We start from the raw sequence: 26,263 nt of genomic DNA, 5'->3' as shown, positions 1-26,263 counted from the left end.
AAATGCCTAACTGTCGGCGTTTTCCGCCTTGTCCGCACGGGTGTAGGGGACAAAATCCTCAAAGAAGACCGCGCCGGTGAAGAAACCACTGATCCGATCAACCGTGGTGATTTGATCTAAGCGGCACAGCTGTGATGTGCCGAACTTGCGGATCACCAGAATATCATCATCATCAATGCTTTCCGGACGGCGTGTGCGCTGAACATAGATCGTGTTGCCACTGCCATAGACATAGGCGGTGTCATTGATCGTGCGCATTCTGCGGTTGGCCTTCTCACGGATGCACCGTACCGGTTCACCGGCGACGCGTCCTTCAAGCATCTTTTCCAGTTTCTCTTCGCCAGTGGGCTTGTCTTTGGCCATCACAGCGGGCGTGCCAAGCGCAGCGGCACCGGCCAGGCTGGCGGCAGCAAGGGCGAGAAATTTAGACGAGCGAACCATGAACATTCTCCTACGCTAAGACCCTAAGCCATAGCAGATAAAGCGTGTCAGGTGAACGATGGCTGACTCTTCGCACGTGTGGGTTGGGCATGCGGGGTTGGTTTTGGTCGTGCCCCATCAGGCATTTTGGGTCCATTACCGGTGGCCGGGATCGCCGCCTTCTGAAATATCAGGCAGGCTGGCCTGGTCCACGCCGTCGGCTGGCCCGCCTTTCAGCACAAAGCGCCGGTCGCAATAGCCGCAATCGACATAGCCGTGCTCGTCAATCTCCAGATAGATGCGCGGATGGCCTAATGCGGCAGGGCGATAGTCCTTGCCGCCGCGAATGCCGCTGGCCCCGTCACAGCTCACGCGGCGGGTTTCAACGATCAGCACATCTGGTGGAGCGGTATTCATGGCCAAGCGCGATAATCGCGAAGTGGCGCAAATTCAATCGTTCGTTTGCGCGCTATCTACGTATCGCAGGCCTTGCGCAGGCACGGCGCTCGTTTATGGGGAGGCGCATGAGCAATGAGCCCGCAATTTCGATCCGGAATCTGACCAAGCGCTATGCCGCGCCAAAGGGCGCGAAAGGTGGCGAGGCAGAGGGTAAGCTTGCGCTCAATGATGTGAGCTTTGATGTGCCGCAAGGCCAGATCTTTGGTCTGCTTGGTCCCAATGGCGCGGGCAAATCCACGCTCATCAACACGCTTGCCGGGCTGGTCAATAAGACCGGCGGCAATGTGAACATCTGGGGCTTTGACATTGATAGCCAGCGCCGCAACGCCAGCCGCGCGATTGGCATTGTCCCGCAGGAAATCGTGTTTGACCCGTTTTTTACGCCCTATGAAGTGCTGGAAAACCAGGGCGGATTTTACGGCATTCCGGCCGCGGATCGGCGCAGCGAGGAATTGCTCGCCGCTGTCCGCCTGGCTGATAAGCGCAATGCCTATGCACGCACATTGTCCGGCGGGATGAAGCGGAGGCTGCTGGTGGCAAAAGCCATGGTGCACTCGCCGCCGATCCTGGTGCTGGACGAGCCGACTGCCGGGGTGGATGTGGAGCTGAGGCGGCAATTGTGGGAGCTCGTCACCCAGCTCAATGATGACGGCGTCACGGTCGTGCTGACCACGCATTACCTCGAAGAGGCTGAGGAATTGTGCGACCGGATTGCGATCATCAACCATGGTGAGCTGATTGCGGACAAGCCGACGCGTGAGCTGGTGGATATGGCGCGCGAGAAAATCGTCGCGGTCACAGTGGATGCCGACCTTACCAAAGCGCCCTCGCATGAGGCCTTTACCAAGGTAGAGCTTGCGGGTGAGCGCGGGGTCGAGGTGACCTATGACAAGGACGAGCTTAACGCAGGTCAGGTGCTAGCGATTCTGCAAAGTCAGGGCCTGACGATTGAGGATGTGACCACGCGCGAGGCGGACCTGGAGGATGTGTTCGTCCAGCTGACGAGCTAGGGTTGGCCGCCAATAAAGGAGAACTGGGATGCACGCATTGAGAACGACCAGCACGGCATTGGCGGCTCTCGCGCTCAGTGCGTGCTCATTGGCCAGCATCGGCAGCGATGCTCAGGCCTCCACTGCTGAAATCACTGCTGTGGCCACCAATATTCCGCGCGGTGAGCAGCCTGCCAAATGCCCCAGCGAAGGCGCCGCCTTGCAAGTGCTGGGCAGCGGCGGACCGATTGCGGAGGCAGACCGTGCAGGCACCAGCTACCTGCTGTGGATCGACGGCGAGGCGCGGCTGCTGATCGATGCGGGACCCGGCAGTTTCCTGAGGTTCGCTCAGGCAGGCGGCAAGGTCGCCACGCTCGATGCGATATTGCTCACCCACTTGCATGGGGACCATGCTGGCGGCCTTGCAGGCATTCTGAACACTGGCGGGTTTGAAGGCCCCGGCTTGCCGCTGCTGGTTTACGGGCCGGACGGCGCGGAACGCTTCCCCGGCACCAGCGAATTTCTGGATCGCCTGCTTTCCAAAGATGGCGGCGCTTTCGCCTATCTCGGCGGTTATGACGATGGCAGCGAGAATAAGCGCGAGCTGCTTGTTACTGATATCGCGGCCGATCAAGGCGCGGGCGCACCCGCAGGCCTGGACGTATCGAACGACTATTCGGTAATTGCCTATCCGGTGAACCATGCCGCCGCCCCGGCGCTGGGCTTTGCGGTGGAAGTGGGCGAGGCAAGTTTTGTCATCACCGGAGATCAAAGCGCGCAAAGCGAGCGCTTTGCCAGCGAGCTTATCGGCAGCAAACCCACGATCCTGTTCGCGCATCATGTGATCAATGGTCAGGCGGGCCAGCCGCGCGGTCTGCACCGCACGCCAGAGGAAATTGGCGAGCTGGCGGGCGCAGTGGCGCCTGCGCGCGTGGTGCTAACCCATAATATGAAGCGGTCGTTGGATGATCTGGAAAATGGCCTCGCCGCGATTGCCAAGAATTACTCTGGCCCCGTCAGCGTCGCTGAAGATCTCGATTGCTATGCGCTTTGATCGTCTTGTCGCGGGCTAAGCTGTAGGCTTACAGCGCCGCAGTAGGACAGCCATTAGGCCCAATGACTGACGACATCTTATCCCATAGGTGAGTCTAAGGTCACTGGTCGCGTTGTTACCACTATGAAACTCTTATGAAACCATACGGTAACAGCAAACTAGCCAAACGGGTTCGACACGTTATTGAGGAATGGACTTGCCCGCTATGCGCGCTCGTCAGCGAAACGGTTTAGGAGTAAATTGATGGCAGAACAAAAATCACCCGAGGAAATCGCGGTTTTGATGAGAAAGCTCAGGATAGTTCCGGGCATTGCAGCGATTATTGGTGTTGTTCTGGCGATTACCGGTAGCGAATTTACCACTTGGTTCCCAATCATTTGTGTCGGCATCGGGATGTTTTTAGGGTGGTCCCAAATCACAACCAAAATGATTGACAATCTTGAAAAGCAAAAGGAAAAATAACAGTATATGGCGTCCATCGTTGGTCAACGGTTCGCTTAAGCACTGTAGCCTTCCTATTCTCACCAGCTTGGGCAACTGGGATAGCGTGCAGATAGACGCCGCACTTGGACGCTCCACCTGGGCGGAGGATTATTTTGTCTGGACGTAAGGTGTATGACATTATCGTTATCGGCTCTGGCGCGGCGGGCCTCACCGCTGCGCTCGCGCTGGCAGAGACCAAGCGCGTGCTGGTGCTGGCCAAGGGTTCGCTGACCGGCGGATCGACCGCGTGGGCACAGGGCGGGATCGCCGCCGTTCTGGATGCGGGCGACACATTTGAAAACCATGTGCGCGATACGATGGTGGCGGGCGCCGGCCTAAACGACCGTGAGACGGTGGAGTTTGTGATCGAGCAGGCGCCGGCGAGCATCGACCGTTTGGTTGAGCTGGGCGTGCCGTTCAACCAGGATTCCGGCGATCTGCATTTGACGCGCGAGGGCGGGCATTCGCATCGGCGGATCGTGCATGTTGATGATGCGACCGGCTGGGCGGTGCAAGAGGCGCTGCTCAACGCTGCGAACGCCAATCCGAACATCACCATGTTGGCCGGGCGGACCTGCATTGACCTTATCACGGATCGCCACCGCACCAGCTATTCCGGCGCAGGCCATGTCTGGGGCGTCTATGCTCTCAACGAGGAAACTGGCGAGGTCGAAAGCCATGTTGCGCGGGCGACCGTGCTGGCGGCGGGCGGCGCGGGGCGCGTCTATCAATTTTCCACCGCGCCGCGCGGGGCAACCGGCGATGGCATCGCGATGGCGTGGCGTGCGGGTGCCCGCGTCTCCAATATGGAGATGATGCAGTTTCACCCGACGTGTCTGTATAATCTGGAGGTCAAAAACTTCCTGATCACAGAGGCGGTGCGCGGCGAAGGCGGGCATTTGCTGCACCCGGAAACTGGGCACCGGTTTATGGCGGATTACGATGCGGAACGGATGGAGCTGGCCCCGCGCGATGTCGTGGCGCGCGCGATTGATGATCAGATCAAGCGCGATGGTCTCGACTATGTCCACCTCGATATCAGCCATCAACCGCCGGAATTTGTGCGCGAGCATTTCCCGACCATCGATGAAAAGCTGACTGGGCTTGGGATCGATATGACGAGCCAGCCGATCCCGGTTGTCCCGGCCCAGCATTACACCTGCGGCGGGGTGGTCGTGGGGCTGGATGCGAGCACCGACCTGCCCGGCCTGTGGGCGGCGGGCGAATGCACCGAAAGCGGCCTGCACGGCGCGAACCGGCTGGCGTCAAACAGTCTGCTGGAATGCTTTGTTTACGGCGAAGCAGCGGCGTCAGACATTTTGTCCAAATGGGCTGACCTGCCACAGCCGCCTGCGATCCGAGAGTGGGACGCGACCCGCGTGGCAGACAGCGATGAGCAAGTTGTCATCAAGCAAAACTGGACCGAAATCCGCCGCTTCATGTGGAACTATGTCGGGATCGTGCGCACCACCAAACGGCTAGAGCGCGCGGCCAACCGGATCGATCTGCTGAGCCAGGAGGTTGAGGATTACTACGGCAGTTTTGTCGTCACCACCGACCTGATTGAGCTGCGCAATCTGCTTCAGGCGGCCAAGCTGATCGTAAGGAGCGCACTGGCGCGGCACGAGAGCCGGGGCCTCCACTACACGCTCGATTATCCGGAGATGGACGAAGTGCCGCAAGATACGGTGCTGGTGCCTTAGATGGCTCGCAGGCGCCGTGATACTTCTTTGCTTCCGCCTTTTTTGAAGCGAGTTTGGTTGCCTCAGAAAGACGAACAGGAATGGCCGGATTGGGTCGATTGGGATCAGTATCCGCTCAACTTGTCGTTAGTAAAGAATGCCGGTTTGGATATTGGTTTCGATAATCCCATTACCATTATCGTTGGCGAAAATGGCTCGGGAAAATCGACCATTCTAGAAGCTGTCGCGCACGCCTGCGGGTTTAGTGATAAAGGCGGAGCGACTGGAATGAGTGCGGTGACCAATTCTCACGCCTCTGGTGATGATGGTGCCGATTTGGGTAAGCTGTTGAAGTGCTCCTGGCTTCCTCAAATGAAGAAAGGTTGGTTTTTTAGGTCAGAGACTTTCTTCGATGTAGCTCGATATCTTGATGATGTTAATTCACCAACGGCCGACTATCTTTCTCTTTCACACGGAGAGGGTTTTCTGGAATTCTTCAGTGAACGTTTGGGCCAGCAAGGTATCTATTTTTTCGATGAACCTGAGTCCGCGCTTTCACCCAACCGTCAATTCGACTTCCTCAAAGTCCTTCGAGGGATGCAGCGTGAAGGGAAGTCTCAGGTAATTATGGCGACTCATTCCCCAATACTAATGGCGCTTCCCGATGCCGAACTTTGGCAGATCAATCGGTTTGGGCTTCAGCCTGTTACACTAGAAGACACTGAGCATTTTCGGATCTATCGCGAGTTTATAAACTACCCGCGCGAAACGATCGAGGCGATGATCGAGTAAGCGAGGCAGCAACCGTCTATGCAAAAGCGTACTTCTACTATGAACATGATCCGCAAACTCTCCATTCCGCTCGCCGCCCTAACCCTCACCTTCGCCGCGCAGCCTGCGCTCGCGACCCCGCCCGATGTTATCGACATTCGCGAAGAGCCATTCGGCGTCAGCGATACGCATTTGTTCGTCACCCGCACATCGACCGACAATCTCGGCCTGCATGAAAGCCTGCGGGTCGAAAGCCATTTGGTGCGCGTCGACCTTGAAACGGGCGAGGAGACAAGCTGGGTGCTCGACCGGGTCACGCAGTTTCGCGAATATGATGACCGCGGCGATCAGCTCGATTTTGTAACGCGCCGAGACGAAGGGCTAGAGCCGGAAAACCCCTATAAGGTTTTGGCAGAACATAGTGCAATTCCCTGGGCCGCCGCCGTCAGCGCGGAGTGGATCACGCCGGAAATTGCTCTGGGCGCAGACGCCATCACGGTCAGCTATGGCGCAGACACAGACTATCGGATCACGCTGGACGAGGTGGCGATAACCTTGTCCGAACTGAATGGCTCTATGGTGCGCAATGTGGCCGACCATCCTCGGTTGTCGACCATCTCGACGCGTGCAATGTTTGCAGAACGGCAATTGCCGGTTGCTGATTGTAAGCCTGATGAAGTGCTCGATTATTTCACCGTGGGCCGCGGGTCGGGCAAGCTGATCCGGATCAATTGCACCAGCGGAGAGGAAGACGGCATGACTTCATTCGTTGTTCAGCTCAAGGCTGTTGATCTGTCCGATATCAGCGAATAGCCGCGTCAATCGGAAGGCCCCTATTTATGAAGCGTATTGCGGGATCGGCAGCGTGTCTCGCTGCGCTTGCCATGATCGCGGGTGAGCCCTTGATGGCTCAGGCGCAGGACGAGGCCGAGCTGGGCGCCGCCAGCACCACCAATTCAATCGTCGTTACCGCTCAGCGTTCCGGTGCGCCGATGTGGACGATCGACACGGCAAGCGGCACTATCATTTTGGTCGGCGAGATTGCCGCCGTGCCCAAGGCGACGCCGTGGCAACCTGATCGGCTGAAAGAGGTCGCTGGAGAGGCGCAGCGCGTGATCATCCGCGCCCAGCCCAAGGTGTCTCCGGGCGATGTCTTCCGCCTGATTTTCAGCGGCGGGAGCTTTACCAAGCTGCCCAAGAAATCGGTCGCGGCCGATTATCTCGATGAGGCGCAGCTGGCGCGGCTGAGCGCGCTGGAGACGACTTATGACAAGGATTACGCGCGCGGCAGTTTCTTGATGACGGCGTTTGACCTGCTCGCGCGGCGGCTCGATTTTGATGATGAAACTACTAAAGATGCGACTGACATCGTGCGCAAGGCGGCGGATAAGGCCGATGTGCCAATTATCCGGCCTCAGCGGTTTCGCGGCGAAGACCTGCTCGATGATCTGGCCGCGGCAGAGCCTGCCTCACACATCCCGTGTCTGGAGGCGGCGATGACGGCGACGGAAATCGGGCCAGAGCTGATTGAGAAACGCGGTGATGATTGGCGCAGCTTTGATGTGCCCGCCGTGATGGCGAACCCGCTGGAGATTGCGCTGGGCCAATGCTGGCCGTGGGCGGATCAAGAACTGGGCACGGAAATCCGCGACCAATGGACTGGTATGATTGCCGAGGCTGGCGGCGAGACGGGGGTCACATTGGCGGTCGTTCCCTTGCGCGTGCTGGCTGAGGAGAACGGCGTTCTCGATCAACTGGAGGCGGAAGGCTTCCCAGTCGCTGGGCCTGACTGGCGGCCTTGAACGTGCTTGCCGGACCGCCGTCTCGCGCTGCGTACCCCCGCCGCCCTGGATAAGACGCCTTTCCCTTCGTCGGTCCATATTCCCCGCTCGCCGATCACAGCCGTCGTTCGTCCAGCCTGATCGCCCACTAAGCGAGCGGCAATTGCGTTGCCCCCAACCCTGTTCCAGTTTGCAATTGGACGCGAGCGGAAGATCCCCTGTGCTTTTCTCTTCCCGCTGAGTAGCACAAATCCGCCGCGTCCGATCGACCAAAGATGCCATTGCACGAGTGTTGGGACTGTGCTCGGCGCTGACGGTCTCAAGGCCGATCATCCAGAGACCTTATAGAGGATGATCCAATGAATTCCCTTACCAAACTAGCCGCCAGCAGCGCATTTGCGCTGATGCTGTCATTGCCTGCCGCTACCCCCGCACTGGCAGGCGGTGATGAGCCCATCGTTGTTCAATCCAAGCCTGCGATGGCGGAGTGGCGAGAGAAGACAACGCGCGATCTAAACCGTGCACTCTCGCATAGGCCGAGCTCAGCAAGGCTTCGGCCCAACAATGGTATCGTCCAGGTCAGCTTTACGTTGGGCGAAGACGGCAGGGCCGATAATATAAAGCTGTACAAGAGCGGCGCCAATTGGATCGCTGAGCGGCTGGCCAAGCGCGCGGTGCGCAAACTCGACACGCTGGACGAAGTGCCCGTGGCGAACCGGGCGAAGGCGCGCTTTCTGGCCAGTATCATCTTTGCTGACAATGCCCATATCCATGATCGGCTGGCCGCCGAACTCAAAAAGTCAGAGCGCACCCGCCTGGCCTCGGCCGATGAGAGTCGCGAATTCATCACCGTCGGGATTTAAGTGGCCTGATGCTTTTCTCAGTTGCCGCCTCGGCGGCATGACCCGCGCCCGCCTCTTGCCAAAACAAGGGGCGGGTTGCGGTGCGTGGCTTTGGCTTCCCTTACGTCATCTTGCCCGGGCAGAATCGCGTGTTATCGTCATTCGTAAGAATGAGAGGAAACACCCAATATGCCCAGCATCACCGCCAATGGAATTGAACTGTTTTACGAAGAGCATGGCGAAGCGGGCCATCCACCCTTGTTGCTGGTGATGGGGCTGGGCGCGCAAATGACCTTGTGGCCGATTGAGCTGGTTGAGGCGCTGGTGGCCAAGGGGCACCGCGTGATCCGCTATGACAATCGCGACATTGGCTTGTCTCAAAAATTTGAAGGTGCGAAGGCGCCCGGCGTGGTGTGGCAGGTGCTGCGCGCAAAGATCGGCTGGCCCGCAAAGGTGCCTTACACGCTGAAAGATATGGCCGATGATGGCGCGGCCTTGCTCGATGCCTTAGGCATCGACCAGGCACATGTGGTTGGCGCAAGCATGGGCGGGATGATCGCGCAATTGATGGCGGTGCATCATGGGCACAAGCTGCTCTCGCTAACCTCGATTTTCTCCACCACGGGCGATCCCAAATTGCCTCAGGCGGACAAGCAGGCGATTGAAACACTCACAGCGCCGCTGACTTCCATGGAGGAAGAGTATCTGATCGAGCACGGGATGAAGGTCGTGCAGGCGATTGGTTCGCCCGGCTACCGCGCCGATCCCGATTGGCAGCGTGAGCGAGTGCGCGCCGGGGTCCAGCGCAGCGTCTATCCCGCTGGCCTGCCGCGCCAGCTTGCCGCGATTATTGACGATGGCGATCGCACTGCTCGGCTGGCCAGTGTCAGCACGCCGACATTGGTGCTGCACGGCGAGGATGATCCGCTGGTTAAGGTCGAGGGTGGCCGCGCAACCGCTGCGGCGATTAAAGGCGCAAAGCTGGTGACGATCCCGGGATGGGGCCACGATCTGCCGGTGCCGCTGATTGATCAGATCGCGGGAGAGATCGCCGAGCATGCTGCGTCGGCCAGCGCCGGTGAAACGGTCGCGGCTTAGGGTCAGGACGCATTAATCGCATGAGCCGTGATTGATAGCGGTCAATGCGATGCTGGCCACCGCCGACACGCCAAAAGAGCGCTTCAACACCGGTCCGCCAAAGCTGCGCTGGAGCGCTGATCTGTTCATTGCGTCTCGCTCGCCCTCATGATCAGGGACGCCTGCATCATTTTGCGACTGCAGGCTCAGGCATATTCAAAAATTGCGCGGTTCGATTCGAATGATTCAAAGGGTCTTCATCACGGTTTTGCCCGCAAAAATTTTTTCGCAGATTCATTTTAGGGCTTGCGCGTTTGACGACCCTAGCATTTCCGGCGCGTCGCGGCGTTGCAGCGATATAACACACCAGCCGTTTGAGCCGATCGACATGGTAAATTTACATTTACCCTCTTGCGTCTGAGGCCCCTCTGATTCAGTATTTAGTGGTTCTTGCCGCAAGGACACCCACAAGACCTAGTTAAAGTCAGGTGCAGACACCATATCTGCGATGGGGGCAGATTCGGTCTGAAGATGGGGCAAAATGCGGCTGGGGCTGTGGGTAGCGGGGATAAGTAATCCGCGCCCTGGGGTACTTTTAATGCTAGGTGGGACACGTCCTGCCGAGTCGAACACATAAAGAACATCGCATGGGTAAGGATAAAACCACTGCGAGGCATAAGCGGGGCAAGGATAAATGGATTTTCGGAACGGAGACGATGCAGCCATGGGTGTGACCGACGGTCTCGACCAGCAGACTGACGTGGCCCCAGCAGAGGCCAAATCATCAGGCGAAGGCAGCGCAACCGAAAAGCAGGCGATGGATATGCAAGCAGACGATAGAGGCAGCGAAGAATTGGTCGCCGCGAAAGCGGGCGAGGCCTTGGCTGGCGCGATGACGGAAGTGGCAAAAGCTGCGGCTGAGCCTGACAGCAAGAAGGTCAATGATCGCCGGTTCGACGTGAAAACTGATTCATCGCGCGATGACAATCTGACCGAGTTCGGCAAAGAGACGCTGATCGATCGCTACCTGCTTCCCGGTGAAAGTTTCCAGGACCTGTTCGCCCGCGTGGCCGATGCCTATGCCGATGATCAGGATCACGCCCAGCGTCTGTATGATTATATTTCAAAGCTGTGGTTCATGCCGGCAACCCCGGTCCTGTCGAACGGCGGCACCTCGCGCGGCCTGCCAATCAGCTGCTATCTGAACTCTGTGTCAGACAGCCTCGATGGCATTGTTGGCACCTGGAATGAAAACGTCTGGCTGGCCTCCAAAGGCGGCGGCATTGGCACCTATTGGGGCAATGTGCGCGGCATTGGTGAACCGGTTGGCCTAAACGGCAAGACCAGCGGTATCATCCCGTTCGTGCGGGTGATGGACAGCCTCACTCTGGCGATCTCGCAAGGTTCGCTGCGACGCGGCTCTGCGGCATGCTATCTCGACGTATCGCACCCGGAAATTGAGGAATTCCTCGAAATCCGTAAGCCATCGGGCGATTTCAACCGCAAGGCGTTGAACCTGCACCACGGCGTGCTGCTGACCGACGAATTTATGGAAGCGGTCCGTTCTGGCGACATGTTTGACCTAAAGTCGCCAAAGACCGGGGAAGTGCGCGGCGAAGTCGATGCCCGCAGCCTGTTCCAGAAACTGGTTGAGACCCGCCTGGCAACCGGTGAGCCATATATTGTGTTTAGCGACACGGTGAACCGCATGATGCCAAAGCATCACCGCGATCTGGGCCTGAAGGTTTCAACCTCCAACCTGTGCAGCGAAATCACTCTGCCAACCGGCATTGACCACCTCGGCAATGACCGCACGGCTGTGTGCTGCCTGTCTTCGCTCAACCTGGAAAAATGGGATGAGTGGAACGGCGACAAGCAGTTCATCGAAGACGTGATGCGCATGCTCGACAACGTGCTTCAGGACTACATCGACCGCGCACCGGACGAGATGGCCCGCGCCAAATATTCCGCAGAGCGCGAGCGCAGCGTGGGTCTGGGTGTCATGGGCTTCCACTCCTTCCTGCAATCGAAGGGGCTCGGCTTTGAAAGCGCCATGACCAAGGCGCTGAACCTCAAAATGTTCAAGCATATTCAGGCCAAGGCGTCTGAGGCGAGCATGCTGCTGGCGCAGGAACGCGGGCCTTGCCCCGATGCGGCCGACATGGGCGCGATGGAGCGCTTTAGCTGTAAGATGGCGATTGCACCGACCGCGTCGATCTCGATCATTTGCGGCGGCACCAGTGCCTGTATCGAGCCGATCCCAGCGAATATCTACACGCACAAAACCTTATCGGGCAGCTTCATTGTGAAGAACCCATATTTGGAAAAAGTGCTGCGTGAGAAGTCGAAGGATTCCAACAATGTCTGGAATTCGATCCTGGAGAAGGGCGGCAGCGTCCAACACCTCGACTTCCTGACCGACGAAGAAAAGGCATCGTTCAAAACCAGCTTTGAAATCGATCAGCGCTGGCTGCTCGAATTCGCCGCGGACCGTTCGCCTTATGTCGACCAGGCGCAATCGCTGAACCTGTTCATTCCGGCCGATGTCGAGAAATGGGATTTGATGCAGCTGCACTTCCAGGCGTGGGAGAAGGGCATCAAATCGCTCTATTATCTCCGCTCCAAATCAATCCAGCGCGCAGGCTTTGCCGGCGGAGTGGAGGCGGACAACACCGCCGACGCACCAGAGATTGAGCTGAAGGCGGATCTGGGTGTGCCAGAAACAGATTATGATGAGTGCCTCAGCTGCCAGTGAGTTCGCAGAGTCAATTCAATGATAAAGGCCCCCGCGAGCGTCACGCTTTCGGGGGCTTTTTCATGGCGTTTTCGCCCAGAGACTTTACATTCAATTGGGTGATCCACGCCCCGCATTCGCCCTTCATATCAAGCAATTGTGCATAGGGGCTTTTCTTTGCATCAAACTCATGGTTGTATGCCTAACGCTATGAAAACCCGGCAATCTACACGTGTCCCGCTCAACGCCACTGGATCATACCGCACATCGCGCGGGATGCAGTGGGATGTGGAGCTTGAGGATTTGTCCGCTGGCGGCTGCATGATCCACGACCGGCAGGGGCGCCTTAAGCTCGGCGAATATGTTCGCCTGTATATCGCGGGCACCGGTCCGCATCTGGCCGAGGTCGCCTGGCAAATTGGCGGCAATGCCGGATTGGCCTTCACCCGACCATTGCCAGACCGTGTCTTCACCGCGTTGGCTGCGGCGGATTGGAACGCGGCGGCAAAGGCTTACCGCGACGAAAGCAGGGGCGGATCGGCCCGCCGCTTTGTTTAGACGCCGCATTACCCGCCCAAGCCGCGCGAGGATAAAATGAGCTTAGATATTGTTTTGCCTGGGTTCTTATTGTTTGTCGCGATTATAGACATTCCGATTTTCATGTTCATGCGAGCGCGCGGGATGATGCGCGATAATGTCGTCAATCTGATGATGCTCGCTTCCGTTTCGCTTCCCTTGCTGGCCTATGTTATCTTGAAATTTGTCTTGCCGGATGTTGGCGCAATCGAGGTTTTTTGAGCGATGCAACCACAGATCTGGATTGGAATTGAGGCGGGACTATCATGAGCCCGCTGCGCGTGCTCACCGCGGCTGGATTGATTGTGCTGCTGTCCGCCTGCGCCAGCCAGATTGATGCCGGGGTCGCCAGTGATGAAGGAACGCCCGGTTTCCTGTGGGGCCTATGGCATGGGTTCGTCTTTCCATGGGCCTGGATAGGGTCTTTGTTCAATCCGGACATTGCCGTCTACGCCGTGCCCAATAAAGGCGCCTGGTATGATTTTGGCTTCTTCCTTGGCATCACAGTGCTGGGCGGGGGCAGTTTCTTCGGATCAAAGAGCCGCCGCTCTGACTAGGCGAGCCATGCGGCGCGTGGCCATCAAGCGCTAAGGCGCATCGGCTTTGCAACCTCGACCACTTCAATTCGGTCACGGCCACTTCGCTTCGCATTGTAAAGCGCCGCATCCGCCATCTCGATCAGATCTTCGCGCGGCAGCGTGGCTGTGGCTGGCGACAGCGCTACGCCCACCGATGTGGTAATGCGCGAGGTGTTGTTCACATTGGCAGGCAGCTTCATGGTCGCCACTGCATGGCGAACCTCCTCCGCCAGGCGCGCGGCATCGCCGGGTGCGCGTTCGCGAATGGCAGCGACAAATTCCTCTCCGCCATAGCGCGCGACAATTCCATCGCTATCGCTGAATACGCGCTGTAATGCGCGCGCGACCAGCAGCAGGCATTGATCGCCCGCCCGGTGTCCGTTGGTGTCATTGAACAGTTTGAAGCTGTCCAGATCAATCATCATGATCGCGATACGGCCACTTGAGAGCATGGCGCCCGCATCATCGGCCTGGCCCGCCGGTGTGATCTTCTTGGCGAAGGCCTGCTCAAAATAGCGCCGGTTGCCCATCCCGGTGAGCGGGTCTCGCTCTGACAATTCACGCAAAGCCCGGTTCGCTAAAGTCAGCTCGCGCGATGTTTCGGAGGCACGTAGGCTGAGCAGGAAATTTCGCTGGCGCAGCCGTTCGATCCGGTATGCCAGCGGCAGAGTCGCGCCGCTCACCACGAACAGCAGGGCGAGGTAGTCTAGATAGTGCGCAAAACCATCAGAGCTGCCAAGCATCACCATGCCAAATGCGGCGCTGATAAAGGCGGCGTTAAACGCCAACAACTGGCGCATGGAGTACGGAAAGACGATATTGGCGATGCCAATGATAAGTCCCGTGGCAGTGAGATAGCGCGCGGTATTTTCTGTCGGCATTTGTAGCGCCAGATGGACGATCACCGCGACAAATGCGATCGGGGCTATTCCCAAGCATACCGACATAAGCCTGTGCCATCCGCGCGCGCCCGCCACCAGGCCAAGAGCGGTGATGGGAATGATTACAATTGCCCTTAAAAAGGCCCCCTCGGCGGCTATTGCCGGGTAGATCATCAGATCAAGCAGGATCGTAGCAAGCCCGATCAAAAACCCGAGAACGAACAAGAACCGATGGTCAGATTTTTGCCGCGCCACGGTCTCGCGCGCATAGCTTTGGCGGATCGGCAATGGCCAGGAGCCTTCGGCAGAGCCATCGCGGATGACCGTGTCGAGCGCCGCCGCGTCGAGATACGGCCCGCTGGTGTCTGTATCGCTGGCCGGCGCATCGCCGCTGCCTTGAGCGGGCGCAAAGGTGGCCGCAGGCAGTGTTTGAGGCGCGCGAGCAGGCGCTGCACCAGCATGGCCGCCCGCATCCGAGCCAGCAGCCTTGCTTGCTGCGCGCACCAGCCCATCATGTGCTGGAAAGAATTGCCGTAAAACACCCATTACCGCGCGCCTAGCAAGAGGTGCTTAATTCTGGGTTAGTATCGCGTAATATGCTATGCACTTTATATGCGCAGATGGCGGCACTTGCACCAGACGCGCGCGGGGCCGTTGCATGGGCTGCAAGGCCGCGGAAGAGGACGGATGCCCCCACACGGTTCGACTCACATTTTGCACGGTTTATCCCCGCATGAATCAACCTCCTTGCCTTCGGTTTCGTAGTTTGATTCCCTATAAGAGCCAAAGAACACCAATCTAAGGAACACCACATGTCGTTGCTCGAAGCCCGCAAGACCTACAAGCCGTTTGAATATCCGTGGGCTTACGACTTCTGGAAACGTCAACAGCAAATCCACTGGATGCCAGAGGAAGTGCCGCTGGGTGAGGATTGCCGCGACTGGGCGCAAAAGATCACTGAGCATGAGCGCAATCTGCTCACGCAAATCTTCCGATTCTTCACTCAGGCCGACGTCGAAGTGCAGGATTGCTATCACGACAAATATGGCCGCGTGTTCAAGCCGACCGAGATCAAAATGATGCTCACCGCATTCTCCAATATGGAGACGGTGCATATCGCGGCGTACAGCCACCTGCTCGATACGATCGGCATGCCGGAAAGCGAATATTCCGCCTTCCTCGAATATGAGGAAATGGCCGACAAGCATGATTACATGCAGCAATTCACCGTCGACACCGACGAGGATATTGCCCGCACGCTCGCCATGTTCGGCGGCTTTACCGAGGGGCTGCAATTGTTCGCGTCCTTTGCGATGCTGATGAACTTCCCGCGCTTCAACAAGATGAAGGGCATGGGGCAAATCGTCAGCTGGTCCGTGCGCGACGAATCGCTGCACTGCGAAGGCATCATCAAGATGTTCCACACCTTCTGTGAAGAGCGTGATTGCCTGACCAAGGCGGTGAAGGAAGACATCGTCGATGTCTGCCAGAAGACCGTGCGGCTGGAGGATGCGTTCATCGACCTCGCGTTTGAAATGGGCCCGGTTAACGGGATGAGCGCGAAGGAAATCAAGAAGTACATCCGCTACATCGCCGATTGGCGCCTGGGCCAGCTGGGCCTTCAGCCGATCTACATGATCGATGAGCACCCACTGCCATGGCTCAGCCCGCTGCTGAACGGTGTTGAGCACGCAAACTTCTTCGAAACCCGCGCGACCGAATATTCAAAAGGCGCGACCAAGGGCGACTGGAACACCGTGTGGTCCAGCTTCGACAACCGCCAGAAAGCGAACGCGGCGAACGAAGAGGCAGCGGATGAAGGCGGCCCGGATATGTTCGGAGAAACCGAAGCGGCGGAGTGATTGCGGACTTACATTCCATTATTACTTGACAAACAAAACCCCTCTTCCAAATTAATACTATAATTTGGGGGAGGGAATATGAGTCCTGCGCTAAGCGCTGCAAACGATAAAGCTGGTGCAGAACAGAAGCCAAAATTTGCAGGTATTGATGACCGACTAAGCGAAGAGTTGATAGTAGCGCTAGTTGGACCTGTAGGCTCTGGGTGTACCTCAGTAGCGACGGACATGGCTGCGCTTCTTAAAGATGAGTATGGGTACGTTCCTATTAGGATAACCCTTAGCTCGATTATTAAAGATCATGCGGCAGAAGTGTCGCTTGAGATTGGTGATAGCCTTACGGCAGACCAAAGGGTGGACAGCTATCAGAATGTAGGAAATGAACTGCGTAAGAAATTTGGCGATGACTACATTGTCGACCGCGCTATTGAGCGTATTGCTATAGAGCGTGATCAGCGTGACGGGTATAATACCGTAGACGGCGTTCGAGTTGTGGTTCCTGCGAGACGAGTGTTCTTTCTCGACTCATTGAAAAATCCTGCTGAACTAAAGAAGTTACGCCAAGTTTATGGTGACCTGCTGTGGGTTGTCAGTGTTTTTGCGCCAGAAGACACTCGTTTAGCCAGGCTACAGCGATCTGGTATGGATCAAGAGGCAGCCCGATACGCCATGAGGCGTGACTACGATGAAGAGCTTAAGGCTGGGCAAAAGGTTAGTAAGACTGCGCATCAAGCAAATTTCTTTATAAGAAATTCCTCTGAGAATATTGATGATATTCGCGCGCCAGTTGAACGTTTCACACAGACTATTTTTGGCGTTAAACTTCATACGCCCACCCAATATGAAAAGGGAATGATGGAGGCTGCTGCAGCTGCAGTGAGATCGGCTTGCCTTTCGCGACAGGTCGGTGCCGCAATTTACGATAGCGCTGGCGACTTACTCGGTGTCGGTTGCAACGATGTCCCTAAATTTGGGGGCGGACTGTACGCTGAGAAAGAGGAGGCGGATAACCGTTGTTTCCGTTGGCAGGGCAAGGAGTGCCATAACGACAAGCATAAAAAGGATCTTGCCGAGCAAATTGCTTCGGCTGTGAAGACTACTGAAAAAGATGCGCCTGACATTGTCGAACGGACTATGGATGGCGGTGTTGCAAACTTGATTGAGTTTTCCAGATCTGTCCATGCAGAGATGGAGGCGATCGTATCGGTGGCAAGGCTTGGAAATGGTTCAACCGTGGGAGCAACACTCTTTACGACTACATTCCCATGCCACAATTGCGCCCGCCACATCGTTGCCGCTGGAGTAACTACGGTTTTCTATGTGGAGCCATACTCAAAAAGTTTAGCGTTAGATCTGCATAGCGATTCCATCACCCTCTCTGAAACAGAAGACAAGAAAGTCAGGTTTCTTCAGTATGAGGGATTCGCTCCGAAAACCTCTCTGCGCCTGTTTTCTAGCACTGGCCGGGAGCGTAAAATTGGTGGAAAATTCGTTGAGATGAATCCTGCACAGGCTAAGCCGATCTTCGCAAGTCCACTGGACTCGTATACTACTACAGAGAATATCGTGATCGATAAACTTAATGCGTGACGAGGGGAGCAAGGCAAATGTCATTTAGCGGAAAGCGTGAAAAGCAACTAAGCCTGCTTCTGCCTATCTCAAACCCGCAAGAGGCATTTCTTCAACAAAAGAAGATATCAAAACAGAAGGTTGAAGAGTCGCGCGCTAGGCTAATTGCTGATCTGCGGCGTGCAGGTCTCTAACTGATTGTTTCTTAGAATTTCAGCCGAATTAGCACCTTAGAATACCACACATGAAACGGGATCGCGGCTTTGACGAGCGGGCGGTCGGGCCGGGTCAGCCAGCTGCCAAACATCAAAACCGTGCTGCCCTCGCCGGGTTGAACCGACAGCCAGCTCGCGGTTGCGCCAGAGAAATCGCGCAAGAGGATTTGCGGTTTTTTGTGTTCCGCACGCCATCCGGCGCGCGATCTCCTCGGCCCTCTCGGGCCTGCGGGCGCCCACATGGGCTTGCGGACCCTGCGGGTCCGTGCTCCGCGACCAAGCCTTCTGCATCAGTCTCCCACCGATCCACCACATTCCACGCCGCGAAGGTCTGCGCTTCGCCGCGCGCCAGCTTTGCCGCATCTGCATTGCTCGCGCCGCGTCCGATCAGGCCCAGCGCCAGCCGCTCCGGCCGGAACGCCATGCTGCAATAAAACCGCTCAATAAACGCCGCCAGCGTCACCTCGCCCGGCACCGCGCGCGCAAAGCAATCGCGGTAATCATCCGGCCCGCCAAATTCGGCGAGCAGGCTGCCCTCCAGCACATCGCATGCGTTTACCTTTGCCATCGCATCATCCTTCGCGGCCTAGCGCACGCTTCACGCTACACCACAGGCCCGATGACGAATAGGTCGTGCGCAGCTCTGTCTGTGCGGCGGTGACGAGAATACCTTTAACGAGGGCGGTTCGGACGATTGGGGCCGCTGAACCGAGGCATCGGGTCGCCAGCATTGCTTTCCTACAGGGGCCCTGCGCGGGTACACAGCGTGGATGGATCACGTGCAGTTTCAATCGGAAAAAGCGATCAAAGGCACGCTTTGTGATCGATTGGATTTAAGCGCTAAGACTGTGTTCCAGGCGTTCCAAGCGTGGCTTAGCCGCGACGAACCGAGTGCGGGTGCGCTGGCGCGGAGCGTGCGCCTACACATGGCCCCAGGCGGCGGGCGGGGCCTCCACCTCCTTCGTCAGGTCGAACTCAACCCGGAAGGTGCGGCCCATGTAGCGGCCCGGGCAGGAGCCATCATTGCCCTTGTCACGGGCCATGCGGATCGGGCGGTTGAGGGTATAGGCAAAGGTGGGCGTCTCGCTGTCCGCTGGGTCGACCTCGACACTCCAGATGTTGACCACAGAGGCGCAGTACGTGTCGCCGAACTGAGGACGCTCAAACAGGGCGATGCTCTCTGCGTCGACGGGGAACTCCTGACGCATGGCGGTGCCAGCATTGGCGGTGTCGCCGCCATACATGGTGACCTCGTCCTCCTCGCCGTCCTCGTGGCGGTGATCATGCTTAAGGCGCAGACCGGCATCGGTCCCGGTGATCAGCCAGGTGCGCGATCGGTCCCACACGCCGGGCTGGGTCTCGATGTGAAAGGGGATGGCGATGCGCGTATCGCTGCATTCGCGGACCTGCATGACCATGGCCTTGCCGACGAAGTCCGCATCCGCCTCGTCCTCGCTGGTGAGCTGGCCAGCATAGGCCTTGCCGCAATGGCTGGAGAGCGCGGCCCAGAACTCAGCCTGAGTGTCAGCGGCCGCTGGCAGCGCTGCGTCTTCGGCTGGTTGGGTGCAAGCGGCGGTGAGCGAGAGGGCGGCGATGCCTGGCGCGGCGAATCTGAGAATGGTGATCATACCGCGTGGTATCAGCGCGGCGCGGCCCGCGCCACCCGATCAGCACCAGTTGATGCGCGGCCCGCCCCACTCCTCAGCGAGGCCTTCGCGGACGAGCATCATGCCCAGGCTCTGGCCATTGCGGGTCACCACCTGGAGCGCGCGGCCATAGTGATCAGACGTGCGACCATCGGCGCTTGGCCCCAGGCTGAATGGTCCGGCGCTCAGCAGCGCCTGCATGCGCGCGGTTGCCTCACCGCCCAGGCGTGCCTCGCGCGGGCAGGAGGGACGGGAGACCTCCGGCGTATCGATATCGGCGATGCGGATCTTGGTCCCGCGATACCAGATCGTGTCGCCATCGACGATGCAGGTGATCCGGCCAGAGCCGACGCAGACCGGGAAGTGGGCGCGTTCGGTGTCGGCGACTTCGCTCGCTTGGGCTTGGGCGATACCGCTCAGCGACGGAGTGAAGGCCATGGTCATGAACGCGGCCAGGGACGCGCAAGTCAGACCCAGGTGAAAGGGGAGGGTGCGGAGAGCCATCCCCATGCAATGGCCCAGCAAGGCTCACGGCATTATCCGGTCGAATCCTTAGGGCTGCTACGTACCCGGGAGTTCAGAGAAGGCGGGATGAAGGAGTGGCTTCGCTACTCTGTGCCGGCATACGAAACGGGGCCAGCGCATGGCCGGCCCCGATCGTGGGTCAAGCGCTGCCAGCAGCGCGGTGTCGGGCGCGCCCTAAAACGCCAGTGTCTCTGGGTCTGGCATAGGCTCTTGCTTTTGCGCTTTCAGGAAGCTCATCACGCTGCGCACGCCAACCCAGACAGCGATGACTGGAAGCAGCAGAAAGCCGATCAGCACGATGGTCAGCAGACCTGCGACGATCGAGGCGACGAAGCCGATCCAGAAGGTGCGGATGAGATAGGTGAAGTGCGAGGCCATCCACGGCTCTTGATCTTCGCCTTGCCATATATGGGCAAGCACAACGCCAACAATGCCTGTGATCCCGGTCAGAAAGCTAGCAAGATAGAGCAGGCTGATGATGGTGGGGCGGTTGGCGTCAAAGCCTCCGTTATGCGGCGTGGGCTGACGATTGCCAGAGCTTGGCTCCGGGCTGTTGGTGTTGGTATCGTTCATTGCGTGATCCCCCATGAGATGCGTCTATATGCTTCTACGTAGCGAACCGTGCAGGTTGTGCAACTGCACCCGGGGGAGAAGAGGCAGGCTGCTGTGCTCTCATTCGCACCAATTGCGCGGGGTTGTGCCCCAACCGGATGGGGCGGCAAGATCGCGCTCGATCATGGTTTCAGCCAAGTACTCATGGCGATTGCTAGATTGCTTGCGCCTTACCTCGCGCAGCTCGCGGCCATATTGGTCATAGGGCGGTTGGCCCGCGCCGCTCCATTCAAACGCCGCGTCGCTCAGCCACGTATGGAGGAAATCGCGAGCCTGGATGGCGCGCGTCTGTTCCGCCTCGCAGGCCCCGTCCAGTTCTGGCGCGTCGAACCCGGTAAATCGGATCCGTCGGGCTCGTTCGCCAAAACCGATCGCCAGCGTATCGCCATCAATCACGCAACCTTGGACGGCCCTATCGCTGCGCATGGCACATAGGCCGTAGTCTTGCTCAATTCTGATCCATTCACCCTCAGCGGTCAGCGGGCGATACACGAACCACCACAGCGCGGTTACGGCCAGGGCCAGTACAATCACACGCGCCGGTGCCCACCAGCTTCTGCGCGAAATGTCTGATCGTCGCTTGAACATCGCCGCCATGTAGCAGCGTCGCAAGCGGCAAAGCAAAGCCCGAGCGTAGCCTGCCAAAGCAAAGGGCCGCTAAGGATTGCTCCCAGCGGCCCTCATACATATCAGATCCGGGCCTCTGCCCAGATATTCGCCAGCTCAGGCAGTGATCTCGGTCAGCGAACCTTTGCCATTTGGCGTTTCGATGTCGACACATGTGCCAGCATCAACATAGGTCCAGGCGTTGCCTTGATAGTCTTCGGTGCTTGTGCCAGCGCAGCTCGTGCCTGGGCCTGCAGCGCAGTCGTTCTTACCAGCGAGCGAAACGCCGAAGCACTTCTCTTTTTCGCCGCCACCGGCCGCTGCGAGAGCTTCTGCTTCGGTGGTTGCCGCAGCCTCTTCTTCAGCAGCTGGGGCTGAACCGCCACCTGAACATGCTGCGGCAAGGCCTGCTGCGATTGCGAGAGTGAATGAACCTTTAGTGCGAGTCGTGATCATATTGTCCTCCAGAAATTCCAGTCGGCGGGGTAACGCATACACCGCCTCATGAGCAGTTCGCAGTCCGCGCTTTAGAGGTCTAAGCGCCCATGCAATTCAATTGCAAGCCCGAAGGTGCGATTTGGCGTGGCTGCAGCTCTGCACAGCGCTTTCCAGCGAGCGAGTTAACCGCTAAGCGCTGCGCTCAGCGCCGAGGTTGTAATAGCCTCGAGGCGCCCGCGAAATTTGAACAAAGAAGAGCGTTATCCATGACCGCATCCAGCGAGACGCAAGCCCAAGAGATCGCCAAGGCGCAGGTCTTAATCGAGGCGCTGCCCTATTTTCAGCGTTATGCCGGGCGCACCTTTGTGGTGAAATATGGCGGGCACGCGATGGGCAATCCTCAGGCTGCGCGTGATTTTGCAGAAGATATTGTGCTGCTCAGGGCGGTCGGGATTAATCCGGTCGTTGTCCATGGCGGCGGCCCACAAATTGGTGAGATGTTGGAGAAGCTCGGCGTTGAAACCACCTTTGTGGATGGCTTGCGTGTTACCGATGAAGCGACCGCAAAGGTCGCGGAGATGGTCCTGTCCGGCGCGATCAACAAACAGCTGGTCGGCTGGTTGGCAGAGGCGGGCGGCAAGGCGCTAGGCATCTCTGGCAAGGACGGTGGGCTGGTACGCGCGCGCAAAGTAGAACGTACCACGCGCGATCCGGAAAGCCATATTGAGCAGGTGGTAGACCTCGGCTTTGTCGGCGAACCGGCAGAGGTGGACACCAGCGTGATCGACACTGCTGTTGCCGCCGGAATGATCCCGGTCATCGCGCCTATCGCCGCCGGGGAAGACGGCGCGACTTACAATATCAACGCCGATACGATGGCAGGCGCGATTGCGGCGGCGCTGGGCGCGGCGCGCTTATTCCTGCTCACCGATGTGGCGGGTGTGCTTGATGCAGATGGCGAACTCTTGACCGATCTCAATCCGGAGCAAATCGGCACATTGCGTGATAGCGGCGTGATCAAAGGCGGCATGGTGCCCAAGCTGGAGACTTGCGTAACAGCTGTCGAATCCGGCTGTGAAGCGGCGGTTGTGCTGGATGGCCGGGTGGCGCACGCAATGCTGCTGGAATTCTTCACAGCACGCGGCGCTGGCACGCTGGTGCACGCGTAAAACCACTGTTAAAGCTGGAATGAAGCGTATTAGTCGGGTAATACGGCCTTAGGGACTTCAACCGAGTGGTGCATGCGATGCCCCACCCACCAATGAAAAGACCAAATGATGCAAGGATTATACGCCGTTTACGACATTGTCTCGCTGCTCACGAGCGCGCTGATCATGCTCATCATCATTCAATTTGTGATTGGCCTGCTGTTCGCCTTTAACGTGGTGAGCCCATCCAATCAGTTTCTGATGTCGTTCTACAACTCGATTAACAGCCTGCTGGACCCGGTGCTGCGCCCGATACGCAACATCATGCCAGCAACGGGTGCGATTGATTTCTCGCCTCTTGTGCTGATCATCACGCTGCAAATTATCCTGATCATCCTGGGTGCAGTGATTAACAGCGTTTGACCTCACTCAATTTCATCGGAAGCATGCCAGAATGACCGCCACACGAATTGACGGAAAAGCCTTCGCGGCCAAATTGCGCGAGCGCGTTGGCGCATCAGCGGCTGCATTTGCCGAAGCCGCCGGGCGCAAGCCGGGCCTCGCCGTGGTGCTGGTGGGAGAGGATCCGGCGAGCAACGTCTATGTCCGCTCCAAAGGCAAGGCGACCGTCGCCGCCAATATGGAAAGCTTTGAACACCGCCTGCCCGCCGATACCAGCGAGGCGGATTTGCTCGCCCTGGTGGATCAGCTCAACAATGATGAAGCGGTCGATGGCATATTGGTTCAACTGCCGCTGCCTGGCCATCTCGATGAGCAATCGATCATTGCCTCGATCAGTCCGGATAAGGACGTTGATGGCTTCCACGTGATCAATGCTGGTCGGCTGTCGGTTGGACAATCGGGCTTTGTCCCGTGCACTCCGCTGGGCTGTATGATGCTGTTGACCGACCGGCTGGGCGACCTTTCCGGGCTTGAGGCGGTTGTCATTGGTCGTTCCAACATTGTCGGTAAGCCGATGGCTCAACTGCTGCTTGATGCCAATGCCACCGTCACTATCGCACACAGCCGGACCAAGGGCTTGGCAGGCGTTGTTAAGCGCGCGGACATCGTTGTTGCGGCAGTTGGTCGGCCAGAGATGATTGGCAGGGACTGGCTGAAGGATGGCGCGACTGTGATTGATGTTGGCATTAACCGATTGCCGCCAGAACCCGGCGCGGAGAAAGGCCGACTTGTGGGCGACGTCGCCTATGACGAGGCCAGCGAAGTGGCCGCCGCGATCACGCCAGTGCCCGGCGGGGTTGGCCCGATGACGATTGCCGTGTTGCTGCGCAACACTTTGGTCGCCGCACATCGCAATGCGGACCTTGCCGCGCCGGAGGGGCTTTAGCATAAACAAAAATCCCGTTTGCCCTGAGCTTGTCGAAGGGCCGTTCTGTTACCAAGAGCGTCGGTGTAGAAATAAGGACAGTGCTTCGACAGGCTCAGCACGAACGGAGTAGTTGATGATCCGCGCATTTAATCGCACATTGGTGCTGGCCGGCTTGGCCGCGTTATCAGCCTGCGGCGCTCCGCAGCGCGGTCCGTCAAATGAAGTCATCAACCGCGCTCTCGTCGGTGCACCGGGCGAGGCTCAGCCAAGCCGTATTGTTGCGACCGAGATTGCATTTTCCCGCACCGGCAAGGAGCAAGGTGTCCGCACCGCGTTGCAGCAATTCGCCACTCTGGGCGGCCAAATCCATTTGGGAGAAGGCCTGGTTAGTGTGGCCAGCGCTAGCGGCTTCAACAATGATCCCAGCGAAGCTCCTGCATGGGGCACGCGTAGTGTCTGGATGAGCTGTGATGGGGCGACTGCTGTCAGTCAGGGGCGCTTCCGCGACAAGGACGGAATTGTTGGCAATTACATTGCGGTGTGGGAGCGTCAGGCCGAGAACGACTATCGCTATTCCTATTTTGTATTCGGTCCAGACAACCCGCAGCCGCCACCGCGCGAGGCTCCGCAAGAGGGCGACATTGTGGTGACCGCGCTCGATTCCATTCGCGCGGATGTGGCCGATTGCTCGCGCCGCGGCGAGACCATCCCGCCACCGCCACCTGTGACAATTGGCGATGGCTACACCGAGGGCGGAAAGCTGTCGCGCGATGGCACTTTGCGTTGGCGCTGGCTGCAATACAGCGATACGCGCCGCCGGTTTGTGCTCGACTATCTGAGCAAGGGTAGCTGGCAGACCGCCTATGACGAGTCTCTTAACCTGGCGCTTGAGACAAGGGAATAAGGACCATGTTGCCCGAACTTTTCGTATCGGCTTTTGTCACTCTGTTTGTCGTGATCGACCCGCCCGGCTGTGCGCCGATTTATGCGGGCTTGACCAAGGGGGCGACACCCGCCCAGGCTCGCAATATGGCGCTGCGGGCCAGTGGGATTGCCGCCGTCATTCTCGTGATCTTTGCGTTCTTTGGCGAAGATCTGCTGTCGGCCTTGCATATCGAGCTCAACTCGTTCCGCATTGCGGGCGGGCTGATGCTGTTTTGGATCGCGTTTGAGATGGTGTTTGAAAAGCGCACGCAGCGCCGTAATGAACGCGCCGACAAGATCAGCGCCGACCCAGAAATTGAGGACGTTTCCGTCTTCCCAATGGCTATGCCGATGCTTGCTGGGCCCGGCGCGATCGCCGCCGTCATGCTGCTGATGAACGAGGCGGATGGAACCGCTCAAACCATCGAAGTGTTCGCGGCGCTTGGATTGGTACTCGTGATTACGGCCATTGCGCTGGTAGCGGCGGGTCCGCTGATGCGCGTGTTTGGCGATAAGGTGGAGGCGGTGATTACCCGTTTGCTCGGCGTTTTGCTTGCGGCGCTTGCGGCGCAATATGTGATCGACGGCCTGCGCGGTGCGTTTGCGCTGGGCGGCTCGGCGATTTCCTAAGCTAGGCCGCCGCGGGCAAGTTTGAAAGGATCCCGTAGGTCAGGCCTACCGCGGTTAGCAGTGTGCCCATCGCGCCCATTGCCCGCATTCCTGCAAAGACTTTTCGGCCTCCGGAAAGGTCTTCGCCGTGCGACCCTGCCAGCGACGAAAATCCAAGCGCGTGAAGCACGCGAGCCACGGCGAACAGGACGCACAGCGCGAAGACATATGTGGTTTGCCCCACCATTATCTCAAGCAGGGCAATTACCGCCAGAAAAAGCCCGGAATTTTCAGCCAGATTGCCATGTCGGCGCACCTTGCGCTCCAGATCGCGGTCATCGCCATTGCCAATGAACTGACCTTTTGACCGGTGCAGGCCAACGCTCAGCATTAAGCCGACTTGCAAGACTATCAGGAAAGTACCCAGGAGTGCGGAGTATATTGGCAGGTTCATG

At 58.2% G+C, this 26,263-nt stretch carries 31 protein-coding genes; 20 read left to right on the top strand and 11 right to left on the bottom strand.

Annotated elements, in window-relative coordinates; genetic code table 11:
- Positions 1-6: 6 nt before the first annotated feature.
- A complete protein-coding gene (locus AC0V6O_RS14100) occupies positions 7-441 on the bottom strand; it encodes a hypothetical protein (protein ID WP_486144974.1) in 435 nt (144 codons plus the stop codon).
- Positions 442-576: 135 nt separating this feature from the next.
- Positions 577-837, bottom strand: coding sequence for a zinc-finger domain-containing protein (locus tag AC0V6O_RS14095; RefSeq protein WP_486144972.1), 261 nt, complete (start codon positions 835-837; stop codon positions 577-579).
- A gap of 107 nt (positions 838-944) precedes the next feature.
- On the opposite strand from AC0V6O_RS14095, the gene AC0V6O_RS14090 reads away from it, so the two are divergent.
- The 13 genes from AC0V6O_RS14090 (at position 945) to AC0V6O_RS14030 (ending at position 13,425) form a co-directional block, all read left to right on the top strand.
- Positions 945-1,889, top strand: coding sequence for an ABC transporter ATP-binding protein (locus tag AC0V6O_RS14090; protein ID WP_486144970.1), 945 nt, complete (start codon positions 945-947; stop codon positions 1,887-1,889).
- A 28-nt stretch (positions 1,890-1,917) separates the two neighbouring features.
- Positions 1,918-2,922 (top strand): MBL fold metallo-hydrolase, encoded by a 1,005-nt coding sequence (locus AC0V6O_RS14085; protein ID WP_486144968.1) that lies wholly within the window; start codon positions 1,918-1,920, stop codon positions 2,920-2,922.
- A gap of 243 nt (positions 2,923-3,165) precedes the next feature.
- Complete coding sequence (locus tag AC0V6O_RS14080; RefSeq protein WP_472639914.1) at positions 3,166-3,384, top strand: hypothetical protein; 219 nt, start codon at positions 3,166-3,168, stop codon at positions 3,382-3,384.
- Positions 3,385-3,518: 134 nt separating this feature from the next.
- Entirely contained in the window at positions 3,519-5,108 is a 1,590-nt protein-coding gene (gene nadB / locus AC0V6O_RS14075; protein ID WP_486144966.1) for an L-aspartate oxidase, read from the top strand.
- Complete coding sequence (locus tag AC0V6O_RS14070) at positions 5,109-5,879, top strand: AAA family ATPase (RefSeq protein ID WP_486144964.1); 771 nt, start codon at positions 5,109-5,111, stop codon at positions 5,877-5,879.
- Between the two features lie 18 nt (positions 5,880-5,897).
- Positions 5,898-6,671, top strand: coding sequence for a hypothetical protein (locus tag AC0V6O_RS14065; protein WP_486144962.1), 774 nt, complete (start codon positions 5,898-5,900; stop codon positions 6,669-6,671).
- 26 nt (positions 6,672-6,697) lie between these two features.
- Positions 6,698-7,660 carry a TraB/GumN family protein gene (locus tag AC0V6O_RS14060; protein ID WP_486144960.1) on the top strand — a complete coding sequence of 321 codons (963 nt, stop codon included), beginning with the start codon at positions 6,698-6,700 and terminating at the stop codon, positions 7,658-7,660.
- A 338-nt stretch (positions 7,661-7,998) separates the two neighbouring features.
- A complete protein-coding gene (locus AC0V6O_RS14055; RefSeq protein ID WP_472639910.1) occupies positions 7,999-8,502 on the top strand; it encodes an energy transducer TonB in 504 nt (167 codons plus the stop codon).
- A 168-nt stretch (positions 8,503-8,670) separates the two neighbouring features.
- Positions 8,671-9,579, top strand: coding sequence for an alpha/beta fold hydrolase (locus AC0V6O_RS14050; protein ID WP_486144957.1), 909 nt, complete (start codon positions 8,671-8,673; stop codon positions 9,577-9,579).
- A gap of 673 nt (positions 9,580-10,252) precedes the next feature.
- Positions 10,253-12,313: a ribonucleoside-diphosphate reductase subunit alpha gene (locus AC0V6O_RS14045; protein WP_486144955.1), complete on the top strand. Its 2,061-nt coding sequence runs from the start codon at positions 10,253-10,255 to the stop codon at positions 12,311-12,313.
- 189 nt (positions 12,314-12,502) lie between these two features.
- Entirely contained in the window at positions 12,503-12,850 is a 348-nt protein-coding gene (locus AC0V6O_RS14040) for a PilZ domain-containing protein (protein ID WP_472639907.1), read from the top strand.
- Between the two features lie 36 nt (positions 12,851-12,886).
- Positions 12,887-13,090: a hypothetical protein gene (locus AC0V6O_RS14035; protein WP_472639906.1), complete on the top strand. Its 204-nt coding sequence runs from the start codon at positions 12,887-12,889 to the stop codon at positions 13,088-13,090.
- 44 nt (positions 13,091-13,134) lie between these two features.
- Positions 13,135-13,425, top strand: a complete 291-nt coding sequence (locus AC0V6O_RS14030; RefSeq protein WP_472639905.1) for a hypothetical protein — start codon at positions 13,135-13,137, stop codon at positions 13,423-13,425.
- 23 nt (positions 13,426-13,448) lie between these two features.
- On the opposite strand, the gene AC0V6O_RS14025 is transcribed toward AC0V6O_RS14030, so the two are convergent.
- Complete coding sequence (locus AC0V6O_RS14025) at positions 13,449-14,873, bottom strand: GGDEF domain-containing protein (protein ID WP_486144952.1); 1,425 nt, start codon at positions 14,871-14,873, stop codon at positions 13,449-13,451.
- Between the two features lie 266 nt (positions 14,874-15,139).
- On the opposite strand from AC0V6O_RS14025, the gene AC0V6O_RS14020 reads away from it, so the two are divergent.
- The gene (locus AC0V6O_RS14020; protein WP_472639903.1) at positions 15,140-16,189 is read left to right on the top strand and encodes a ribonucleotide-diphosphate reductase subunit beta; all 1,050 of its coding nucleotides are present in this window, start codon (positions 15,140-15,142) and stop codon (positions 16,187-16,189) included.
- Positions 16,190-16,267: 78 nt separating this feature from the next.
- Complete coding sequence (locus tag AC0V6O_RS14015; RefSeq protein ID WP_486144950.1) at positions 16,268-17,776, top strand: anti-phage dCTP deaminase; 1,509 nt, start codon at positions 16,268-16,270, stop codon at positions 17,774-17,776.
- A gap of 285 nt (positions 17,777-18,061) precedes the next feature.
- Here the strand turns inward: AC0V6O_RS14015 and AC0V6O_RS14010 are convergent, their stop codons facing one another.
- From AC0V6O_RS14010 to AC0V6O_RS13980, 7 genes are all read right to left on the bottom strand, one after another.
- Positions 18,062-18,538 (bottom strand): hypothetical protein, encoded by a 477-nt coding sequence (locus AC0V6O_RS14010; RefSeq protein WP_486144948.1) that lies wholly within the window; start codon positions 18,536-18,538, stop codon positions 18,062-18,064.
- Between the two features lie 4 nt (positions 18,539-18,542).
- Complete coding sequence (locus AC0V6O_RS14005; RefSeq protein WP_486144946.1) at positions 18,543-18,701, bottom strand: hypothetical protein; 159 nt, start codon at positions 18,699-18,701, stop codon at positions 18,543-18,545.
- Positions 18,702-18,890: 189 nt separating this feature from the next.
- Positions 18,891-19,598, bottom strand: a complete 708-nt coding sequence (locus AC0V6O_RS14000) for a hypothetical protein (RefSeq protein WP_486144944.1) — start codon at positions 19,596-19,598, stop codon at positions 18,891-18,893.
- A gap of 39 nt (positions 19,599-19,637) precedes the next feature.
- Positions 19,638-20,054, bottom strand: coding sequence for a thermonuclease family protein (locus AC0V6O_RS13995; RefSeq protein ID WP_486144942.1), 417 nt, complete (start codon positions 20,052-20,054; stop codon positions 19,638-19,640).
- Positions 20,055-20,315: 261 nt separating this feature from the next.
- Positions 20,316-20,714, bottom strand: coding sequence for a DUF4870 family protein (locus AC0V6O_RS13990; protein WP_472639897.1), 399 nt, complete (start codon positions 20,712-20,714; stop codon positions 20,316-20,318).
- A 99-nt stretch (positions 20,715-20,813) separates the two neighbouring features.
- The gene (locus tag AC0V6O_RS13985) at positions 20,814-21,350 is read right to left on the bottom strand and encodes a thermonuclease family protein (protein ID WP_486144940.1); all 537 of its coding nucleotides are present in this window, start codon (positions 21,348-21,350) and stop codon (positions 20,814-20,816) included.
- Between the two features lie 126 nt (positions 21,351-21,476).
- Positions 21,477-21,812, bottom strand: a complete 336-nt coding sequence (locus AC0V6O_RS13980) for a BufA1 family periplasmic bufferin-type metallophore (protein ID WP_472640830.1) — start codon at positions 21,810-21,812, stop codon at positions 21,477-21,479.
- 251 nt (positions 21,813-22,063) lie between these two features.
- Between AC0V6O_RS13980 and argB the strand changes: the two genes are divergently transcribed.
- From argB to AC0V6O_RS13955, 5 genes are all read left to right on the top strand, one after another.
- Positions 22,064-22,966 carry an acetylglutamate kinase gene (gene argB / locus AC0V6O_RS13975; RefSeq protein WP_472639895.1) on the top strand — a complete coding sequence of 301 codons (903 nt, stop codon included), beginning with the start codon at positions 22,064-22,066 and terminating at the stop codon, positions 22,964-22,966.
- A 108-nt stretch (positions 22,967-23,074) separates the two neighbouring features.
- On the top strand, positions 23,075-23,368 hold the full coding sequence (locus tag AC0V6O_RS13970; RefSeq protein ID WP_472640829.1) for a YggT family protein: 294 nt from the start codon (positions 23,075-23,077) through the stop codon (positions 23,366-23,368).
- A gap of 31 nt (positions 23,369-23,399) precedes the next feature.
- On the top strand, positions 23,400-24,293 hold the full coding sequence (gene folD / locus AC0V6O_RS13965) for a bifunctional methylenetetrahydrofolate dehydrogenase/methenyltetrahydrofolate cyclohydrolase FolD (protein ID WP_486144937.1): 894 nt from the start codon (positions 23,400-23,402) through the stop codon (positions 24,291-24,293).
- A gap of 115 nt (positions 24,294-24,408) precedes the next feature.
- Positions 24,409-25,179 (top strand): hypothetical protein, encoded by a 771-nt coding sequence (locus AC0V6O_RS13960; RefSeq protein WP_486144935.1) that lies wholly within the window; start codon positions 24,409-24,411, stop codon positions 25,177-25,179.
- 8 nt (positions 25,180-25,187) lie between these two features.
- Positions 25,188-25,829, top strand: a complete 642-nt coding sequence (locus AC0V6O_RS13955) for a MarC family protein (RefSeq protein ID WP_472640828.1) — start codon at positions 25,188-25,190, stop codon at positions 25,827-25,829.
- Between the two features lies 1 nt (position 25,830).
- On the opposite strand, the gene AC0V6O_RS13950 is transcribed toward AC0V6O_RS13955, so the two are convergent.
- Positions 25,831-26,262, bottom strand: coding sequence for an MAPEG family protein (locus tag AC0V6O_RS13950; protein WP_486144933.1), 432 nt, complete (start codon positions 26,260-26,262; stop codon positions 25,831-25,833).
- Position 26,263 lies beyond the last annotated feature (1 nt).

The organism is Erythrobacter sp. JB2-19 (genome assembly GCF_057365005.1).
This window is presented reverse-complemented; position numbering and strand designations above follow the sequence as displayed.

What these genes read in the sequence shown, in the direction of transcription:
- AC0V6O_RS14030 (WP_472639905.1), top strand. Translation starts at nt 13,135, where the DNA reads ATGAGCCCGCTGCGCGTGCTCACCGCGGCTGGATTGATTGTGCTGCTG.
- AC0V6O_RS14085 (WP_486144968.1), top strand. Translation starts at nt 1,918, where the DNA reads ATGCACGCATTGAGAACGACCAGCACGGCATTGGCGGCTCTCGCGCTC.
- AC0V6O_RS14100 (WP_486144974.1), bottom strand. Translation starts at nt 441, where the DNA reads ATGGTTCGCTCGTCTAAATTTCTCGCCCTTGCTGCCGCCAGCCTGGCC.
- AC0V6O_RS14025 (WP_486144952.1), bottom strand. Translation starts at nt 14,873, where the DNA reads ATGGGTGTTTTACGGCAATTCTTTCCAGCACATGATGGGCTGGTGCGC.
- AC0V6O_RS13970 (WP_472640829.1), top strand. Translation starts at nt 23,075, where the DNA reads ATGCAAGGATTATACGCCGTTTACGACATTGTCTCGCTGCTCACGAGC.
- AC0V6O_RS14015 (WP_486144950.1), top strand. Translation starts at nt 16,268, where the DNA reads ATGAGTCCTGCGCTAAGCGCTGCAAACGATAAAGCTGGTGCAGAACAG.
- AC0V6O_RS13950 (WP_486144933.1), bottom strand. Translation starts at nt 26,262, where the DNA reads ATGAACCTGCCAATATACTCCGCACTCCTGGGTACTTTCCTGATAGTC.
- AC0V6O_RS14080 (WP_472639914.1), top strand. Translation starts at nt 3,166, where the DNA reads ATGGCAGAACAAAAATCACCCGAGGAAATCGCGGTTTTGATGAGAAAG.
- AC0V6O_RS14055 (WP_472639910.1), top strand. Translation starts at nt 7,999, where the DNA reads ATGAATTCCCTTACCAAACTAGCCGCCAGCAGCGCATTTGCGCTGATG.
- AC0V6O_RS14040 (WP_472639907.1), top strand. Translation starts at nt 12,503, where the DNA reads ATGAAAACCCGGCAATCTACACGTGTCCCGCTCAACGCCACTGGATCA.
- AC0V6O_RS13985 (WP_486144940.1), bottom strand. Translation starts at nt 21,350, where the DNA reads ATGGCGGCGATGTTCAAGCGACGATCAGACATTTCGCGCAGAAGCTGG.
- AC0V6O_RS14090 (WP_486144970.1), top strand. Translation starts at nt 945, where the DNA reads ATGAGCAATGAGCCCGCAATTTCGATCCGGAATCTGACCAAGCGCTAT.
- AC0V6O_RS13990 (WP_472639897.1), bottom strand. Translation starts at nt 20,714, where the DNA reads ATGAACGATACCAACACCAACAGCCCGGAGCCAAGCTCTGGCAATCGT.
- argB (WP_472639895.1), top strand. Translation starts at nt 22,064, where the DNA reads ATGACCGCATCCAGCGAGACGCAAGCCCAAGAGATCGCCAAGGCGCAG.
- AC0V6O_RS14005 (WP_486144946.1), bottom strand. Translation starts at nt 18,701, where the DNA reads ATGCTGGCGACCCGATGCCTCGGTTCAGCGGCCCCAATCGTCCGAACC.
- AC0V6O_RS14010 (WP_486144948.1), bottom strand. Translation starts at nt 18,538, where the DNA reads ATGGCAAAGGTAAACGCATGCGATGTGCTGGAGGGCAGCCTGCTCGCC.
- AC0V6O_RS14095 (WP_486144972.1), bottom strand. Translation starts at nt 837, where the DNA reads ATGAATACCGCTCCACCAGATGTGCTGATCGTTGAAACCCGCCGCGTG.
- AC0V6O_RS14060 (WP_486144960.1), top strand. Translation starts at nt 6,698, where the DNA reads ATGAAGCGTATTGCGGGATCGGCAGCGTGTCTCGCTGCGCTTGCCATG.
- AC0V6O_RS14035 (WP_472639906.1), top strand. Translation starts at nt 12,887, where the DNA reads ATGAGCTTAGATATTGTTTTGCCTGGGTTCTTATTGTTTGTCGCGATT.
- AC0V6O_RS14070 (WP_486144964.1), top strand. Translation starts at nt 5,109, where the DNA reads ATGGCTCGCAGGCGCCGTGATACTTCTTTGCTTCCGCCTTTTTTGAAG.
- AC0V6O_RS14065 (WP_486144962.1), top strand. Translation starts at nt 5,898, where the DNA reads ATGCAAAAGCGTACTTCTACTATGAACATGATCCGCAAACTCTCCATT.
- AC0V6O_RS14050 (WP_486144957.1), top strand. Translation starts at nt 8,671, where the DNA reads ATGCCCAGCATCACCGCCAATGGAATTGAACTGTTTTACGAAGAGCAT.
- AC0V6O_RS13995 (WP_486144942.1), bottom strand. Translation starts at nt 20,054, where the DNA reads ATGGCCTTCACTCCGTCGCTGAGCGGTATCGCCCAAGCCCAAGCGAGC.
- AC0V6O_RS13960 (WP_486144935.1), top strand. Translation starts at nt 24,409, where the DNA reads ATGATCCGCGCATTTAATCGCACATTGGTGCTGGCCGGCTTGGCCGCG.
- AC0V6O_RS14045 (WP_486144955.1), top strand. Translation starts at nt 10,253, where the DNA reads ATGGATTTTCGGAACGGAGACGATGCAGCCATGGGTGTGACCGACGGT.
- folD (WP_486144937.1), top strand. Translation starts at nt 23,400, where the DNA reads ATGACCGCCACACGAATTGACGGAAAAGCCTTCGCGGCCAAATTGCGC.
- AC0V6O_RS14000 (WP_486144944.1), bottom strand. Translation starts at nt 19,598, where the DNA reads ATGATCACCATTCTCAGATTCGCCGCGCCAGGCATCGCCGCCCTCTCG.
- AC0V6O_RS14020 (WP_472639903.1), top strand. Translation starts at nt 15,140, where the DNA reads ATGTCGTTGCTCGAAGCCCGCAAGACCTACAAGCCGTTTGAATATCCG.